Here is a 15,450-nt window from a genome sequence, read left to right as displayed (position 1 = left end):
GTCAGCGCCTGAACACCACCGTCTTGCTGCCGTTGGGGATCACCCGGTGCTCGACGTGGAACTGCACCGCGCGGGCCAGCACCACGCTCTCGATGTCGCGGCCGATGCTGACGAAGTCCTCGGGCGTGAAGGTGTGGTCGATGCGCTCGACGCCCTGCTCGATGATCGGGCCTTCGTCGAGGTCGGCGGTCACGTAGTGGGCGGTGGCGCCGATGATCTTCACGCCGCGCGCATGCGCCTGGTGATAGGGGCGGGCGCCCTTGAAGCTCGGCAGGAACGAGTGGTGGATGTTGATGCAGCGCCACGACAGCGCCTTGCACATGTGGTCCGACAGCACCTGCATGTAGCGGGCCAGCACCACGAGGTCGATGCGCAGGCGCTCGACCATCTCCAGCACGGCGGCCTCCTGCTCGGCCTTGGTGTCCTTGGTGACCGGCAGGAAGTGATACGGGATGCCGTGCCACTCGACCACGCGGGCGAGGTCGGGATGGTTCGACACCACGGCCGGGATGTCGATAGGCAGGCTGCCGGTGCGATAGCGGTACAAGAGATCGTTCAGGCAGTGGTCGAACTTCGACACCATGATCAGCACGCGCGGCTTCACGGCGGTGTCGTGGAAGCGGTAGCGCATGCCGAACCGGTGGGCGATGTCGCGGAAGCCCGCCTCGATCTCGGCGATGGAGGGCTGGCCGGGGGTGGTGCGGAACACGGTGCGCTGGAAGAAGCCGCCGGTCTCGGGGTCGCCGAAATTCGCCGATTCGGTGATGAAGATGCCGAGCCCGGAGAGATAGCCGGTCACCGCGGCGACGATCCCGGTGGTGTCGGCGCAAGAGAGCGACAGGACGTAGGTGTTGGTGGTCATGGGAGAGGCTGGTCCGGAAAGGGCGGCGCGGGACGTCTCGGCGGCCGAGGGCACCCGCCGCGGCGGGCGCCGAGAGGTAGCGAAATCCACGGGCCGTGGCCAGCGAAACGGGCGGGGGCGGGCGGTTGCGAGGTGATGGGCGACCGTACCGACGCGGGCGTGGTGCAGACGCGGGCGTGGTGCCGGGTGAGGGATTCGAACCCCCGACCCCCTGATTACAAATCAGGTGCTCTACCGGCTGAGCTAACCCGGCGACGGCGCCATCGGCGCAACCTGCTCTATATCAAACGGCCGGCGCCGACGCCACGCCGTGGGCGAGGTGGCGCGCCCCTGTGCGCTTGACCCGCCGCTGGCCGCAAAGCTATATCGATGACGATACAGCAAGGCAGGCGCTCGGGCGTCGCCGTGGCCCGCCGCATCGCCTGCCCGGTGGCCGGCCGGCGCCCCTGCGACAATGGAGAAGGCCCCATGATCCACTCCGCCCTTCGCGCCCTGGCGGTCACCCTCACGGCGGCCGCGCTCGCCATCCCGGCGATGGCGCAGCCGGCGCCCGCCCCGGCGTCAGGCGCGCCCGGAGCCCCGGCCGGCGAGGCCGCGCCCGTCACCGTGTTCGCCGCCGCCTCGCTCCAGAACGCGCTGTCCGACATCGCCAAGAGCTTCACGGCACAGACCACCGTGCCGGTGCGCTTCTCGTTCGCGGCGTCCTCGACGCTCGCCCGCCAGATGGAGCAGGGGGCGCCGGCCGAGCTGTTCGTCTCCGCCGATCTCGACTGGATGGACTGGGCCGAGGCCCGCAAGCTGATCGACCCGGCGACCCGGGTGAACCTCTTGGGCAACCGGCTGGTGCTGGTCGCCCCTGCCGACACCAAGGTCGCCACGGTGCCGCTCACCGCGGAGGGCCTGCGAGCCGCGCTCGGCGACGGGCGGCTCGCCACCGGGGCGGTCGCCTCGGTGCCGGTCGGCAAGTACGCCAAGACGGCGCTGGAGAAGCTCGGCCTGTGGGCCGAGACCGAGCCGCGGCTCGCCCAGGCCGAGAGCGTGCGGGCCGCCCTGGTGCTGGTGGCGCGCGGCGAGGCGGCGCTCGGCATCGTCTACGAGACCGACGCCAAGGTGGAGCCGCGCGTCAAGGTGGTGGCGACCTTCCCGGCCGATTCGCATCCGCCGATCGTCTACCCGTTCGCCGTCACGGCCGCCGCCAAGGGTGACGGTGCGGCCCGTTTCCTGGCCTACCTGAAGCAGCCGGCCGCCCGGGCCGTGTTCGAGGCGCAGGGCTTCACGGTGCTCACCCCGGCGGGCGGTCTCTGAGGCGCCCGCGCGAGATGCCGCCGCCGGCCCCTTCCGCCGGCGGGCGGGACTTGCTTTAAGTCGGTCCGGCCGATCCGCCGGCGATGTCGTGCGTGGCTTGCCCCTGGGACCGCCCCCGCGGCCCGGCCCGCACGGACCCGCCGGAGTGACGACTTGCCGGAGTGACGATGGCCCGCCAGACCGACTTCTCACCCCGGGTGCCCGTGACGGCGCTCGGTCAGCCGTATCCGCCGGGTCGCTCGGCCCGGCTTGCGCTTCTCGCCATCCTCGCGGTCGGTGCCGCGGCCGGCCTGGTGTTCGGTCTGGTCCCGCAGCTCGATCTCGCCATCACCGCCCTGGTCTACGACCCCGCCCGTCGCGTCTGGCCCTATGCCTACGATCCGACCTTGCAGACGGTGCGTGACGTCAACGACATGATCGTGCGCCTGGTGGCGATCGCGGCCGGCGTGGTCCTGATCGTCCGCCTCGCGGCGCCGCGTATCGCTGCGCTGCGGCTGCCCGCGGCACTGTCGCTGCGCGCCGCCCTGTTCGTGCTGACGACGCTCGCGGTGGCGCCCGGCCTCATCGTCAACGGCATCCTCAAGCCGCATGGCGGCCGGCCGCGCCCCATCGAGGTCACGCCGTTCGGCGGCACCCTCGATTTCGTGCCGTGGTGGAGCCCGTTCGGAGGCTGCGATTCGAACTGCTCGTTCGCGTCGGGGGAGATGTCGAGCGCCACCTGGCTGCTCGCCGCCGCCCTGCTGCTGCCGGCGTCGCTGCGTCCGCTCGGCATCGCGGTCGTGCTCGCCTGGGCCGTGGTGGTCGGCGGCGTGCGCATCGCCATGGGCGGCCACTTCGCCTCCGACGTGCTGTTGTCCGGCGTGCTGACCGCGCTGACCGTGTGGGTTCTCTACGTTGTCGTGATGCGGCCCGGCCAGCCGACGCCGCTCACAGGTCCGGACAGTTCGCCAGCGGGCCGAGGGGATCGCGTGGCCCGTTCAGCCTGAAGGCGCGGAAGCCGCGCGGCCCGCCGGTGCCCTGGCCGGTGGCGACCAGCCCGAGCGGCTCGACCCGCTCGACATGCGCCGCGATGCGCCGCGGGTCGGGGCAGACGGTCACCAGCAGCACCGGGCCGAGCGTCTGCGCCGTGTAGGGGCTGCCGAGGTCGAAGGACGGGATCTCCTCGGTGCGCCACGACAGCACCGGGATGCCGGTGTCGCGCAGATAGTAGAGCAGGGCGCCGAGCTCGCCGCGCGAATCGCTGACGATGGCGCGCGCGCCGGCGGCCCGGGCGGTGGCGGCGGCCTTCTCGGCGAAGTCGCGCCAACCGAGCGTGCGGGCATAGGGGTTGGGGTTGCGCAGGCCCGGCACCGCCACCCGGTCCGCAATGGTGTCGCCGATCAGGAGCCCGGCCTGCGCCACCACGCCGATCACCAGGCTGGCGGCGATCCAGCCGCGGGCGCGCTCCCGCACCAAGGTCGCAGCGGCCACCACCACGCCCGACACGAAGGCGACCGCGGCCCAGTTGGCGTGCGCCTTGGCGGTGAACGCGAACGCCGTGATCACCGCGATCGGCACCAGGCAGAAGCCGATCATCACCCGGTCCATCTCGCCCAGGCGCCCGCGCAGGAGCCGCACCGTGACGACGATCATCACGGCGAAGATCACCGGCCCGAACACGCCGAACTGCGCCGCCAGGAACTCCAGTGCCCGCAGCGCGCTCCACTGCGTCTCCTCGCCGGTCACCAGGCTGCCGGTGTGCTTGAAGGTGATGAAGCCGGTCGAGGCGTTCCAGGCGATATTGGGCGACACCACCACGGCGGCGATCAGGAGCGCCACCCACAGATGCGGGCCGCGCAGCAGCGCCCGCGCCCGCGGGCTCGCCACGGCGGCGATCACCACGCCCGGCACGAAGAACACCATGGCGTATTTGGCGAGCAGCCCGAGCCCGGCGGCGACGCCGAGCAGGATCGCGTGGCGCCAGCGCGGCGCCTCCAGCAGCTTGACGAAGCCATAGAGCGCGACGGCCCAGCAGAACAGCAGCGGCACGTCGGTCGAGATGATGCGCGACGAGAAGGCGGCGCCGGTGGTCAGCGCCGTCATCAGGGCGGCCCAGAAGCCGACTCGCTCCTCATAGGCGGCGCGGCCGATGGCGTACACCACGAGGCTGGTGCCGAAGTAGAACACCGGCGAGGCGGCGCGCACGCACCATTCGGCACTGCCGCAGACCCGCTCGGCCCCGAAGATGATCCAGGCGAGGAGCGGCGGCTTCGAGTAGTAGCCGAAGGCGAGGTTCTGGGCCCACGACCAGTACTGCGCCTCGTCGTAGAAGAGATCGACGATCGACAGCCGCAGCCCGATCAGCCGCAGGGCCGTCAGCGCCGCCAGGATCGCCAGGAGGAGCGGCAGCCGGGTCAGCGGCTTGCGCTCCGGCCTGGGGGGCGCCACGGCGGCGAGCGGGGTCTTCAAGGCGAACGTGTCGGGCATGCGGCGGCCAATGGCTCCAGGGCCGCCCCGTCTAGCAGCCGCACCGAGGCTATTCAATGAAGGGGAGGGCGCCGCTGGGGCGAGCGGCGGCCTGCCTCACCCCCGCCGCGAGCTGTCGACCCCGGAGCCGGTGGCGATGTCGATGTCCTTGGTCTCGCGCAGGAAGACGGTGCCGATCACCAGCGTCGTCAGGGCGACGCCGATCGGGTACCAGAGGCCCGCATAGATGTCGCCGGTCGCCGCCACGATGGCGGTGGTCAGCAACGGCAGCATGCCGCCGAACCAGCCGTTGCCGATGTGATAGGGCAGCGACATCGAGGTGTAGCGGATGCGGGTGGGGAACAGCTCCACCAGGAACGCCGCCATCGGGCCGTACACCATGGTGACGTAGAGCACCATCACCAGCAGCACCAGCTCGGCCTTCAGCCAGCTCACCTTGCCGGGGTCCGCGTAGGTGGGATAGCCGGCGCCCTCGAAGGCGGCCTGCCAGCGCGCCTGGCTCCAACCGTCCACCCGAGTGTCGCCGATCGTCAGGGTGACCGGCCCGCCCGGGGTGTCGACGCGGCGGAACGAGACGCCGAGCTTGGTGACGAAGTCCTGGGCGCGGTCGCAGTCCGAGAAGCTCGACCATGGCCCGACGAACACATGGACCCGGCACGTCGACTGGTCGGCCGCGATGGTCACCGCGGCGCGTTCCTGGAAGGCGACGAGGTCCGGATTGACCGCCTGAGTGAGGGCCTGGAACAGCGGGATGTAGGTGAGCGCCGCCAAGAGGCAGCCGAGCATGATGATCTTGAGCCGGCCGATGCGGTCCGACAGCCAGCCGAAGGCGATGAACAGCGGCGTCCCCACCATCAGCGAGACGCCGACCAGCAGATAGGCCAGCACGTAGTCGAGCTGGAGCGTGATCTGCAAGAAGAACAGCGCGTAGAACTGGCCCGTGTACCAGACCACGCCCTGGCCCGCGGTGGCGCCGAGCAGCGCCAGCAGCACGTACTTGTTGTTGGGATAGCGGAAGAAGCTCTCGGTCAGCGGCGCCTTGGAGCCTTTGCCCTGCTCCTTCATGCGCTGGAAGATCGGCGTCTCGTCCAGCCGCAGGCGAATCCAGATCGACAGCACGAGCAGCACCAGCGAAACGATGAAGGGGATGCGCCAGCCCCAGGTGGCGAAGCTCTCGGCGTCCATCACGAGGCGGCAGCCGCCGATCACCATGAGGGCGAGGAAGAAGCCGAGCGTCGCGGTGGTCTGGATGAAGCTGGTGGCGAAGCCGCGATTGCGCGGCCGGGCGTGCTCGGCCACGTAAGTGGCCGCGCCGCCATACTCGCCGCCCAGCGCCAGCCCCTGCACCAGCCGCAGCACCACGAGGAGCAGCGGCGCCGCCCAGCCGATGGTCTCGAAGGTCGGCAGCAGGCCGACCATGAAGGTGGCGCCGCCCATCACGACGATGGTGACCAGGAACGTGTACTTGCGGCCGACCAGGTCGCCGATGCGGCCGAACACCAGCGCCCCGAACGGCCGCACCAGGAAGCCGGCCGCATAGGTCGCGAAGGCCGACAGCAGGGCGGCGGTGTCGTTGCCGGGCGGGAAGAACAGCGCCGCGAAGAACGGCGCCAGCGTGGCGTACAGATAGAAGTCGTACCACTCGAACACGGTGCCGAGCGACGAGGCGAAGATGACGAACTTCTCGTCCTTGGTCATGCCGGCGCCGCGCGCCGAAATCCGGGTCTGGCCCACCATGGTGTTCCTCGGAATGGGGTGGCGTCGCTGTTCTGATCGCTTCCGGTGGGTCGGACGACGCGCGCCCCCGGGTTCCACGACAGGTGTAAGGCGGCGGTTCCCGCGAGTCTCGTCCGGATTTCCGCGCTGGCCGAAAGTCGAACGGGGCGCGGCGCCGTGCTCATCCGGGATTCGTTAGGGTTACCGGGGGAAATCGCCGGTCCGGCCGCTCGCAGCCAGCGGATTCTTGATCCTCTTGGGTTGTGCTCGGGACGAGACGAGCGCGGCGCGGCCGCGCCGGGACCGACCCGGGGAGGCGGCATGGCCGGACGCACGAGACTCTTGGGGCTGATGGCGATCACGGCGGCGGGGCTGGCGGTGGCCCCGGGCGAGCCGGCGCGGGCCCAGGACAACGGTCCGGTGATCGTCATCCCGGGTCGCCGCGACGTGCCGGTGTTCATCAACGGCCGCGAGGCGTCCTACGCGGTGGTCGAGAGCGACTGGGGGCTGTACCGGCCCGGCTGGATTGCGCCGACCGTCATCAAGCCGCTGTGGCTGGGGCCCGGCCCCGGTGCTCGGCGCAACTATCGATGGGGCTACCGGCCCGAGCACTTCTATCCGACCTCGGCCGAGAAGCCGCGCCTCGGGCGCCTCGAATACGATCCTGCGGCGCGGCTGCCGCCGCGGCCGGCCGAGCCGTTCCACGAGTCGTGGCATGCGGAGTCGCAGCCGCTGCCGGCCACCATCATGCCTCCGGACTACTCGTACGACATGCCCGGGGTGGTGGTGGCGCCGGGCGGCCGTGGTCGCTGGTGAGGGTGCGGCGTCCGCAACCGACGAGACCGTGACTGTCCGCGGCGTGCCGCGGGTCCTAAACTGGCGTCATCCGGCGGATCGGACGAGTCGCGATCCGGCGGCGAGCGGATAGGCGAGAGGAACGACCGATGCGGGATGCGGGGCATCAGGGGGGGCATCACGGGATGGGGACCGCCGTCGCTCGAGCCGGCGTCGTTCGGGCTGGTCTTCTCTGGGCCGGCGTGATGGCGGCCATGGGACTGTCCGCTCCGGCCGCGATGGCGCAGCAGGGCTGTTGCGGCCCCGGGCCGGTGATCGTCTACGGGGCTGTGGCGCCGCCGATCGGCTATGTGCTCGATCCTGCGGGCGCGCGCCCGCCGATCTACGTGGTCAACCAGGGGCCGGTCTACCGCGGCGCCGGCGTCTATGCGGTGCCGACCTTCTCGGAGGGCGGCGACGCCTATGCGCACCGCTATCCCTACACCTATGGTCCGGTCTACGCGCCCGTCGGGCCGTATCGGCGGCCCTATGCTTATCCGCCGCGACGCTACGGCTATCTCGGGCCGGGCGCCAAGGTGGGCGCCAAGGTGATCGACGTTCGGCGGGTCGCCAGCGTCGACCAGCCCGGCCCGACCGTCCCGTCGCGCTGACGGCGTCGTCACACCGGCGGGGCTGCGGCGTGGGCTACTATTCTCGCCAGACCAAGGTGCTGCTCCACTACGCCGCCTACGATCGGGCGTGCGATGCGATGGAGCGCTGGCCGACTGGGCAGAGCCGCACGGTGACGCCCGACGACGTCGTCGGCTCCCCCGGGCAGTTCCAGGATCGCCGCTACGAGGCGTTTCCCCGCCTGCCGCTGCTGTGGGCGCTCGCCGCCTTGCGGATCGATCCGACGCGCTTCACCTTCGTGGACTACGGCGCCGGGCGGGGGCGGGCGGTTCTGACGGCGGCCCGGCTGCCGTTCGCCGCCTGCGTCGGTGTCGAGTTCTCGCAGACGCTGCATGCCGAGGCCTGCGACAACGTCGCGGCCTATCCAATGGACCGGCTGGCCTGCCGAACCATCACGGTGGTGAACGTCAACGCGGCCGACTACACGCTGCCATCCGGCGATCTCGTGCTGTTCTTCTACAACCCGTTCACGGCCGCCGTGCTCGACCGGGTCGCCGAGCAGATCGAGGCGGCCGCCAGGGCGGAGCCGCGCGACATCCGGGTGATCTACGTGAATCCGCGGCGGTCGGCGCTGTTCGCCGGTCGGCCGGCGTTCCGGCCCGAGGTGGTGCCGCTGCGCGTGCGGGCGAAGCTCGCGTTGTTCGGGCTCGGCCCCATCGACTTCTTCACCGTGAGCGATGTCGCCCCAGCGACCGATCAGGCTCCGGCCAGCCGGGTGGTCGCCACGTAGAGGGCCAGCGCGGTCGCGTTCGACACGTTGAGGCTGGTGATGCGGCCCGGCAGGTCGATGCGGGCGACCGCGTCGCAGGTGGTGCGGGTGAGCTGGCGCAGGCCCTTGCCCTCGGCCCCGACCACCAGGGCGAGCGGGCCGCGCAGTGGCGTCGCCGCAAGGTCGGCGTCGCCGGCGCTGTCCAGCCCGACCGTCATCCAGCCGTTGTCCTTCAGGGTGGTCAGGGCCCGGGCGAGGTTGCCGACCGTCACCATCGGCACGAGATCGACGGCGCCGGAGGCCGCCTTGGCGAGCACCCCGGTTGCCTCCGGGCTGTGACGGGCGGTGGTGACCACGGCGGCGACCGCGAAGGCGGCGGCGCTGCGCAGGATGGCGCCGACATTGTGCGGATCGGTGATCTGGTCGAGCACCAGCACGACGCCCTCGGGCGCCAGGGTGGCGAGGTCGGGGGAGTCGAGCGGGTCGGCCTCGGCCAAGAGGCCCTGATGCACCGCCTCCGGGCCGACGATGGCGGCGATCGTCTCCGGGCGCACCATGTCGGGCTGGATCGGCAGCGGGACGCCGTCGTCGGCGAGACGGCGCGCCGCGTTCTCGGTGGCGAGCAGGCGGTGGAAGCGGCGGTCCGGGTTTTCCAGCGCGGCCTTCACGGTGTGCCAGCCGTAGAGAATCGCCGGGCCGTCACGGTCGCGCGGCTCGGGCCGGAACGGCCGGCGGCCGCCCGGCTTGCCGCCACCCGGCTTGCCGCCGGCCGCGGGGCGCCGCCACGGCGCCTTGTCGGGACCGCCCGGGCGGCCGGCGCGGGGCGGGCGCTTGGCGCCGGGCTGGAAGGGCTTCTTCGGGCGGTCGTGGTCGGGCATGGCAGGATCTCGATCGGCAGGAGAGCCCGGCACGGCGGCGCGGGGCGAGCCTGTCCTAGACATTTTCGGGCGAGGAGGACACCGCCCGCCGCAGAAAATGCGGCATCGATCACCCGCGCGGCGATCTCGGCCCGGGCGCCTCCCCGACGGCGGGTCGCGGGCCGATCTCCGATCTCCCCCAACAAAAGTAGTGTATCGAGGGCGAGACACCGCCGAGCGTCCATCCTCATGACAGGTAAGTTCACAGATCTCGACAGAGCAGGTCTGTCTCTCCCGCATGTAACGACGAGACGCGGTGCGGCGGAAGAATGGCTGATCCAGTCGGGCCGGCGGAACGTAACAGTCGTTGACTTGACGTTTTGCCGATTGGTGGTAACTCCTCGCGCCTTTCGAGTGCCAGATCGCACGCAAAGAGCAGAGAGACACGCATGACCCCCGTCACCAACGACCGCCACTGTCACGCCCGCTGCGACGAGCCGCCGACTGCCGTCCTGGCCATCCTGGACACGTTCCGCCGCTCGCCGCGCGCAATCTCCGACGAGGCCAGGGAGACCCTGTGCGCCTTCGGCCTGATCGAGCCGGACGAGCTCCACACGCACGAGCAGCACGACGCGCGCGATCACGAGCGCCATCGCTGCTGATCCGGCCGTCACGGCGGCGTTGCGGCCCTACGGCCGCTCCGCTCCCGCATCACGGCTGCGCGCCGGCGCCGGCTGCGCCGCGACGTCGGTCGAGCCGGTGGCGCCATGGGCGGCCCGGAGATCGTGGGAACGGCGAGTGGTGGGAGGAGGGATGGTGGGGGAGGTAGGACTCGAACCTACGAAGGCATAGCCAGCGGATTTACAGTCCGCCCCCTTTGCCGCTCGGGACACTCCCCCGCTCCGCGGTCGCGCTCCGTGGTGAACGAAGACCGGACGATCGAAAACCGATCGTGGCCGGACGCGACTGCCGGGGCCGTTCTTATGGGTGGCGACCCCAATGGTGTCAACACGAAAAACCAGGCCGCGCCGTCGCCACGGCGGAGTTGCGCTTCGTCAGGCCGGCCGCACCGCGGGCAGCGCGGCCGCCATCTCGCCGAGCAGCGGATCGGCCGGATCGACATCGACGATCAGCCCGGCGACATCGCCCAGCGCGGCGACCTGATAGGCGCTGATCTGCCGCCACTTGCCGTGGTCCGCCACCACCCAGGTCTCGCGGGTGCGGGCGAGGGCGGTGCGCTTGGCCTCGACCCCGAACGGGCTGCTGTTGGTCAGCCCCCGGTCCGGGTCGATGCCGGTGATCCCCATGAAGAAGAGGTCGAAGTTCATCTGGCCGAGGTCGTGCACCAGCGTCGCCCCGGTGACCGCCATCGTGGTCGGATCGATCTGGCCGCCGAGCTGGTGAACCTTGAGGGTGTCGATCCCGGCCAGCTCGGCCCCGATATTGACGGCCGGCGTGGTGATCCGCGCCGTGAAGGTGGGGTCCGTCCGGGCCCGCTCCACCAGGGCGCGGCCGACCTCCAGCGCCGTCGTCCCGGCGTCCAGGTAGATCGACGCACCGGGCTGGACCAGTGCGGCTGCGGCACGGCCGATCCGGCGCTTCTCCCCGGTGTTCTGCTGCGCCCGCCGCCCGAATCCGGGATCGCCGCCCTCGAGGCCGACGGCGCCGCCCCGTAGCCGGCGGATCAGGCCGGCGGCATCGAGATAGTCGAGGTCGCGCCGCAGGGTCATCTCGGAGACCCCGAAGGCGGCTGCGAGCTCGCTGGTCCTGCGCGTCTGCCCGCCTTTCAGAGCCCCGAGAATCCGGTTCATCCGTTCGTCGCGCAGCACCCTGTCGTCCTCCGAGTCGACCAAGCGGACGATGTTGCACGGCGTTGGCGGCCGCGAAAGACCGCTGCGGAACCTGCTCCACGCCGGCAGGCCGAGCGCGAGCCGGTGTCGCCCGGCACCCGGACGAATGGGGCGTCGGCCGGCCGCGACGGCGGATCGTGTCGCCGGTGGCCCTTCGAGCATCCGGAAAAAACCCAGTTGACGCCAGATCGGACATTTATGTACATCTTAGAACATAAACAAACACAAACGAACAATAACAACCAGGAAGTGGTGCTTTGATGGGGTCGGAACAGCACCTCGTGGGAGAGACGGCAGCCCTCGCGCCGAGCCGCCGGCAGGAGCCATGCCCGCTCCGCGCGGCGCGTCTCTGTCGGTCGTTCACGATCCGATCGCGATCTCGGCGGGTGGGCGCGTGGCCGGCCGGGCGGCGACTCCGGCGCCGCACCGCGGCGGACCGTCGAAAAGCTCAGTTCCATTCACACAGGCGGCGCCCGGCGGGCGCGAGGGTCGGATCATGACGACAGCGACGAAGCCGGTCATCGGCATCACCATGGGGGACCCGGCCGGCATCGGTCCCGAGATCGTGGTCAAGGCGCTCGACCGGCCGGAGGTGCGGGCCGCCTGCCGGCCGATCGTCGTGGGCGATGCCGCGATCTTGCGCGAGGCGGCTGCCGTCGCCGGGTCCTCGTCCACCATCGCGCCGGTCGGCTCGGTGGCCGAGGCGGGCTTCCGTGACGGCACCATCGAGGTGCTGGACCTCGCCAACATCGCGCGTGCCGACGTCGTGCCGGGCCAGATCAGCGCCGCCTGCGGGCGCGCCTTCGTGGAGTACATCCGCCGGGCCGCCCGGCTCGCGATGGCGGGCGAGATCGCCGCGGTCGCCTCGGCGCCGACCAACAAGGAGGCCATGCACGCCGCCGGCCAGCTCTATCCGGGCCAGACCGAGATCTTCGCCGAGGAGACCGGATCGTCGGACCCGTTCACCATACTGACCGGCGGCAAGATGCGGGTATTCCTGGTGTCGTCGCACGTGTCGCTGGCCCAGGCGATCGCGCTCGTCACCCGCGAGCGGATGGAGCTGGTGATCCGCAAAGCGGTGGCGGCGCTGCGCGACCTGTGGGGCATCGAGAAGCCGCGGCTGGTCGTCGCCGGGCTCAATCCGCACGCCGGCGACGGTGGGCTGTTCGGCCGCGAGGAGATCGAGCACGTCATCCCCGTGGTCGAGCGCCTGCGTGGCGAAGGTCTGCGCATCGACGGCCCGGGTCCCGCCGACAGCGTCTATCACCAGGCCGACCAGGGGGCCTATGACGGCCTGATCGGCATGTATCACGACCAGGGGGTGATCCCGCTCAAGCGCTACGGCTACGTGACCGTGATCGCCGGCACGCCGATCATCCGCACCACCGCCGGGCACGGCACCGCCTACGACATCGCCTGGAAGGGGAGCGCCCGCGCCGACGTGATGGCGCGCGCCGTGCTGCTCGCCGCCGAACTCGCCGCCAAGCGGGCCGAGCGGGCGGCCTCCACCGGGGCGCGCCGATCATGACCCCGCGCGTCGTCATGTTCGCCGACGATCTCTCCGGCGGCAACAGCGTCGGCGCCGAGTTCGCCCGCCACGGGCTCGACACCCTGATGGTGCGATCGTCGCAGCTCGACGCGGTGGCCGGCGACGCGGCGGACGTCCTCGTCGTGTCGACCGACACTCGCAACCGGGCGCCGGAGGAGGCCGAAGCCATCCTGCGCGAGGCGGTGACGCGCCTGTGCGACGGGATGGCCGGCCGGCGCGCGGGAGCGCCCGACATCGTCGTCAAGAAGCTCGACAGCCTGCTGCGCGGCCCGATCGCGGCCGAGGCCGCAGCCCTGATGGCGGCGCTCGGTGCCGCCGAGGCGCTGGTGGCGACGGCCTCGCCCGAGGCGGGGCGGACCACGGTCGGCGGGCGCCAGCGGGCCGGCGGCCGGCCGCTGGCCGAGGCGCTGCCGGACCTCGACCCGGGCGCCACGCTGGAGACCGACGAGGTCGCCGCGTTCTTCACCGGGTGCGGCCGGCCGGTTCGTCTGCTCGATCTCGCGACCCTGCGGGCGGCCGGCCCGCTCCGCCACGGCTGGCGCGACGCGATCACCGTCGCCGACGCCGAGACCCCGGACGATCTCGTGCGCGCGGTCGGCGCCGCCCATGCGGCGGGCATTCGGGTCTTCTTCGGGACCTACGGGCTCGGGGAGGCCGTCGCTCGCCTGCTGCCGGCACCTCGGCGAGACCCGCTGCTGGTGATCGCCGGCTCGCTCAGCGAGGCGACCCGCACCCAGGTGCTCGCGCTCGCCCGCGAGGGCGCGGTCTGCCTCACCGTCGGTGCGCCCGATGTCGGCCCGCAGGCGCGGGCGGCGCTCGACCGCGGCGAGGATGTCGTCCTCTGCACCCGGCCCGACACCCTCGGCGAATCGGGTCGCCGGCTCTCCAGCCCGCCCAGCGGGAACGCCGCGCGGGCGATGGAGCAGGCGGTGGCGGCGCTGGCGGAATCGCTGCTGCCCGGTGTGGCCGGCGTCGTCGTGTCGGGCGGGTCGACCGCCGACGCGCTGCTGGCACGTATCGAGGCGCACGGGCTGCGCCTCACCCCCCGCGAGCTCGGCCCCGGTGTGCCGCTGATGCGCGTGCACGGCGGACCGTGGGACGGCCTGTGGTTCATCACCAAGCCGGGTTCGTTCGGCGGCGAGGACGCTCTGAGCGTCGCCCGCCGCTGCCTGCGGGACAGCCTGCCGGGGCGCGGTCACCCCCAGAACGGGATCGCACCGAGCACGGCGGGTCCGACCCGAGCCGACCCGGCCGTGTGCCGGGCGGCGTCCGAAGCACCGCAAGCGGCCGCGAAGGGCTGATCAGGAGAACGCGATGACACAGGAGCTGGACGCGAAGGTCGCGTCGGGTGTGCGTGAGGGGAGGCGACGGATTCCGATCCGGTGGATGATTCTCGGAATCACGTCGCTGCTCCTGGTGCTCAACTATGCCGACCGGGCGGCGCTGGGCGTCGCCGGCTCGACCATCATCCAGGAGTTCGGCCTGACCAAGACCGAGTTCGGCCTGATCTCCAGCATTTTCTTCGTCGGCTATGCGCCGTTCTGCTTCATCGGCGGCTGGCTCTCCGACAAGTACGGGCCGCGCGTCGTGATGGGGGCCGCGGTCGGCTGGTGGAGCCTGTTCACGGCGCTGACGGCGGCCGGCACCGGCTACATCACCTTCCTGATCATCCGCTTCTTCTTCGGCTTCGGCGAGGGTCCACAGGGCGCCGTGACGGTGAAGACCATGCGGAACTGGTTCCCGCAGCGCCAGATGGGCGCCGCGGTCGGCATCTCCCAGGGGTCGACGCCGCTCGGCGGCGCCATCGGCACGCCGCTGGTCGCCGGCCTGATCGCCTTCAGCGGCGACTGGCGCACCCCCTTCCTCGTGCTCGGCGTGCTCGGCCTGATCATGACGGTCGGCTATTGGGTGTTGATGCGCGACGGTCCCGACCAGCATCCGTGGGCGACCGCGGAGGAGCGGGAAGAGATGCGGGCGCAGGCGGCGGCGATCGGCGCCACCGGCGCCAGCGAAACGGCCGCCACCGCGCACTCGATCTGGTACTACATCGGCCGCCCGCACGTGCTGTCGACCGCCTTCGCGTTCTTCGGCTACGCCTGGGTGCTGTACACCTTCCTGTCGTGGTTCCCGGTCTACCTGGTCGATGCGCGCGGCGTCCACATCAAGGACGTGGCCGTGGTCGGGACGCTGCCCTGGCTGCTGGGCATGGTCGGATTCATGCTCGGTGGCTTCCTCACCGACTGGATCGCCGCCAAGACCGGCAAGCCGGCGGCGGCGCGGCGCGGCGTCATCATCGTCGGCCTGTTCTTCACGGCGGTGCTGATGGGGTGCATCGGGCTGGTCACCAGCGTCACCGCCGCCGTCGCGCTGATGTCGGCGGTGGTGTTCCTGCTCTATCTCACCGGCAGCCAGTACTTCCTGATGATCTCCGACACCATCCCGGCGGTACGGCTCGGTGGCGTGATGGGCTTCGTGCACTTCATCGCCAACACCTCCGGCATCTTCGCGCCGCTGACGGTCGGCATCATCATCGACCAGACCAAGTCGTGGGTGCTCACCTTCGGGGTCTCGGCCGCGATCGCGCTCCTTGGTGTCGTGGTGATCGCCATCTGGGGGCGGGCGCGGGCGCTGACCGCCTGAGGTCCATCGAGACGGCCGGCGGTCCGCGGATC

14 protein-coding genes and 2 tRNA genes are annotated in these 15,450 nt (G+C 71.4%); 9 read left to right on the top strand and 7 right to left on the bottom strand.

The window, feature by feature from the left end; genetic code table 11:
- Position 1: 1 nt before the first annotated feature.
- Positions 2 to 862, bottom strand: coding sequence for a formyltetrahydrofolate deformylase (gene purU / locus ACFQUV_RS23705; protein WP_111385384.1), 861 nt, complete (start codon positions 860 to 862; stop codon positions 2 to 4).
- A gap of 177 nt (positions 863 to 1,039) precedes the next feature.
- Positions 1,040 to 1,115: transfer RNA gene (locus ACFQUV_RS23700), tRNA-Thr, on the bottom strand.
- A gap of 215 nt (positions 1,116 to 1,330) precedes the next feature.
- On the opposite strand from ACFQUV_RS23700, the gene modA reads away from it, so the two are divergent.
- Together modA and ACFQUV_RS23690 are read left to right on the top strand one after the other, a co-directional pair.
- Positions 1,331 to 2,167 carry a molybdate ABC transporter substrate-binding protein gene (gene modA, locus ACFQUV_RS23695; RefSeq protein ID WP_129608641.1) on the top strand — a complete coding sequence of 279 codons (837 nt, stop codon included), beginning with the start codon at positions 1,331 to 1,333 and terminating at the stop codon, positions 2,165 to 2,167.
- A gap of 167 nt (positions 2,168 to 2,334) precedes the next feature.
- The gene (locus ACFQUV_RS23690; protein ID WP_129608640.1) at positions 2,335 to 3,153 is read left to right on the top strand and encodes a phosphatase PAP2 family protein; all 819 of its coding nucleotides are present in this window, start codon (positions 2,335 to 2,337) and stop codon (positions 3,151 to 3,153) included.
- Here ACFQUV_RS23690 and ACFQUV_RS23685 read toward each other — a convergent pair.
- Complete coding sequence (locus ACFQUV_RS23685; RefSeq protein WP_129608639.1) at positions 3,095 to 4,633, bottom strand: glycosyltransferase family 39 protein; 1,539 nt, start codon at positions 4,631 to 4,633, stop codon at positions 3,095 to 3,097. The genes ACFQUV_RS23690 and ACFQUV_RS23685 overlap by 59 nt on opposite strands.
- A 96-nt stretch (positions 4,634 to 4,729) precedes the next feature.
- Positions 4,730 to 6,370 carry an MFS transporter gene (locus ACFQUV_RS23680; protein ID WP_244601536.1) on the bottom strand — a complete coding sequence of 547 codons (1,641 nt, stop codon included), beginning with the start codon at positions 6,368 to 6,370 and terminating at the stop codon, positions 4,730 to 4,732.
- 300 nt (positions 6,371 to 6,670) lie between these two features.
- On the opposite strand from ACFQUV_RS23680, the gene ACFQUV_RS23675 reads away from it, so the two are divergent.
- From ACFQUV_RS23675 to ACFQUV_RS23665, 3 genes are all read left to right on the top strand, one after another.
- Positions 6,671 to 7,165, top strand: a complete 495-nt coding sequence (locus tag ACFQUV_RS23675; RefSeq protein ID WP_244601535.1) for a hypothetical protein — start codon at positions 6,671 to 6,673, stop codon at positions 7,163 to 7,165.
- Between the two features lie 233 nt (positions 7,166 to 7,398).
- On the top strand, positions 7,399 to 7,794 hold the full coding sequence (locus ACFQUV_RS23670; protein WP_129608638.1) for a hypothetical protein: 396 nt from the start codon (positions 7,399 to 7,401) through the stop codon (positions 7,792 to 7,794).
- Positions 7,795 to 7,823: 29 nt separating this feature from the next.
- Entirely contained in the window at positions 7,824 to 8,543 is a 720-nt protein-coding gene (locus ACFQUV_RS23665) for a hypothetical protein (protein ID WP_129608637.1), read from the top strand.
- On the opposite strand, the gene rlmB is transcribed toward ACFQUV_RS23665, so the two are convergent.
- Entirely contained in the window at positions 8,510 to 9,400 is an 891-nt protein-coding gene (gene rlmB / locus ACFQUV_RS23660) for a 23S rRNA (guanosine(2251)-2'-O)-methyltransferase RlmB (RefSeq protein WP_129608636.1), read from the bottom strand. The two genes, ACFQUV_RS23665 and rlmB, sit on opposite strands and share 34 nt — an antisense overlap.
- 428 nt (positions 9,401 to 9,828) lie before the next feature.
- Between rlmB and ACFQUV_RS23655 the strand changes: the two genes are divergently transcribed.
- Entirely contained in the window at positions 9,829 to 10,041 is a 213-nt protein-coding gene (locus tag ACFQUV_RS23655; protein WP_129608635.1) for a hypothetical protein, read from the top strand.
- A 152-nt stretch (positions 10,042 to 10,193) separates the two neighbouring features.
- Here the strand turns inward: ACFQUV_RS23655 and ACFQUV_RS23650 are convergent.
- Together ACFQUV_RS23650 and ACFQUV_RS23645 are read right to left on the bottom strand one after the other, a co-directional pair.
- A tRNA-Tyr gene (locus ACFQUV_RS23650) sits at positions 10,194 to 10,278 on the bottom strand.
- A 156-nt stretch (positions 10,279 to 10,434) separates the two neighbouring features.
- Positions 10,435 to 11,208: a DeoR/GlpR family DNA-binding transcription regulator gene (locus ACFQUV_RS23645; RefSeq protein WP_244601534.1), complete on the bottom strand. Its 774-nt coding sequence runs from the start codon at positions 11,206 to 11,208 to the stop codon at positions 10,435 to 10,437.
- 517 nt (positions 11,209 to 11,725) lie between these two features.
- On the opposite strand from ACFQUV_RS23645, the gene pdxA reads away from it, so the two are divergent.
- The 3 genes from pdxA to ACFQUV_RS23630 all read left to right on the top strand — a co-directional run bounded on the left by pdxA (position 11,726) and on the right by ACFQUV_RS23630 (position 15,418).
- On the top strand, positions 11,726 to 12,757 hold the full coding sequence (gene pdxA / locus ACFQUV_RS23640) for a 4-hydroxythreonine-4-phosphate dehydrogenase PdxA (protein WP_129608634.1): 1,032 nt from the start codon (positions 11,726 to 11,728) through the stop codon (positions 12,755 to 12,757).
- Entirely contained in the window at positions 12,754 to 14,079 is a 1,326-nt protein-coding gene (locus ACFQUV_RS23635; protein ID WP_129608633.1) for a four-carbon acid sugar kinase family protein, read from the top strand. The genes pdxA and ACFQUV_RS23635 overlap by 4 nt, the downstream gene beginning before the upstream one ends.
- A gap of 85 nt (positions 14,080 to 14,164) precedes the next feature.
- On the top strand, positions 14,165 to 15,418 hold the full coding sequence (locus tag ACFQUV_RS23630; RefSeq protein WP_378395861.1) for an MFS transporter: 1,254 nt from the start codon (positions 14,165 to 14,167) through the stop codon (positions 15,416 to 15,418).
- The last annotated feature ends 32 nt before the right edge of the window (positions 15,419 to 15,450 follow it).

The organism is Rhodoplanes sp. P11, from assembly GCF_964266735.1.
GTDB classification, from domain to species: Bacteria; Pseudomonadota; Alphaproteobacteria; order Rhizobiales; family Xanthobacteraceae; genus Rhodoplanes; species Rhodoplanes serenus.
This window is presented reverse-complemented; position numbering and strand designations above follow the sequence as displayed.

What these genes read in the sequence shown, in the direction of transcription:
- purU (WP_111385384.1), bottom strand. Translation starts at nt 862, where the DNA reads ATGACCACCAACACCTACGTCCTGTCGCTCTCTTGCGCCGACACCACC.
- modA (WP_129608641.1), top strand. Translation starts at nt 1,331, where the DNA reads ATGATCCACTCCGCCCTTCGCGCCCTGGCGGTCACCCTCACGGCGGCC.
- ACFQUV_RS23690 (WP_129608640.1), top strand. Translation starts at nt 2,335, where the DNA reads ATGGCCCGCCAGACCGACTTCTCACCCCGGGTGCCCGTGACGGCGCTC.
- ACFQUV_RS23685 (WP_129608639.1), bottom strand. Translation starts at nt 4,633, where the DNA reads ATGCCCGACACGTTCGCCTTGAAGACCCCGCTCGCCGCCGTGGCGCCC.
- ACFQUV_RS23680 (WP_244601536.1), bottom strand. Translation starts at nt 6,370, where the DNA reads ATGGTGGGCCAGACCCGGATTTCGGCGCGCGGCGCCGGCATGACCAAG.
- ACFQUV_RS23675 (WP_244601535.1), top strand. Translation starts at nt 6,671, where the DNA reads ATGGCCGGACGCACGAGACTCTTGGGGCTGATGGCGATCACGGCGGCG.
- ACFQUV_RS23670 (WP_129608638.1), top strand. Translation starts at nt 7,399, where the DNA reads ATGGGACTGTCCGCTCCGGCCGCGATGGCGCAGCAGGGCTGTTGCGGC.
- rlmB (WP_129608636.1), bottom strand. Translation starts at nt 9,400, where the DNA reads ATGCCCGACCACGACCGCCCGAAGAAGCCCTTCCAGCCCGGCGCCAAG.
- ACFQUV_RS23655 (WP_129608635.1), top strand. Translation starts at nt 9,829, where the DNA reads ATGACCCCCGTCACCAACGACCGCCACTGTCACGCCCGCTGCGACGAG.
- pdxA (WP_129608634.1), top strand. Translation starts at nt 11,726, where the DNA reads ATGACGACAGCGACGAAGCCGGTCATCGGCATCACCATGGGGGACCCG.
- ACFQUV_RS23635 (WP_129608633.1), top strand. Translation starts at nt 12,754, where the DNA reads ATGACCCCGCGCGTCGTCATGTTCGCCGACGATCTCTCCGGCGGCAAC.
- ACFQUV_RS23630 (WP_378395861.1), top strand. Translation starts at nt 14,165, where the DNA reads ATGATTCTCGGAATCACGTCGCTGCTCCTGGTGCTCAACTATGCCGAC.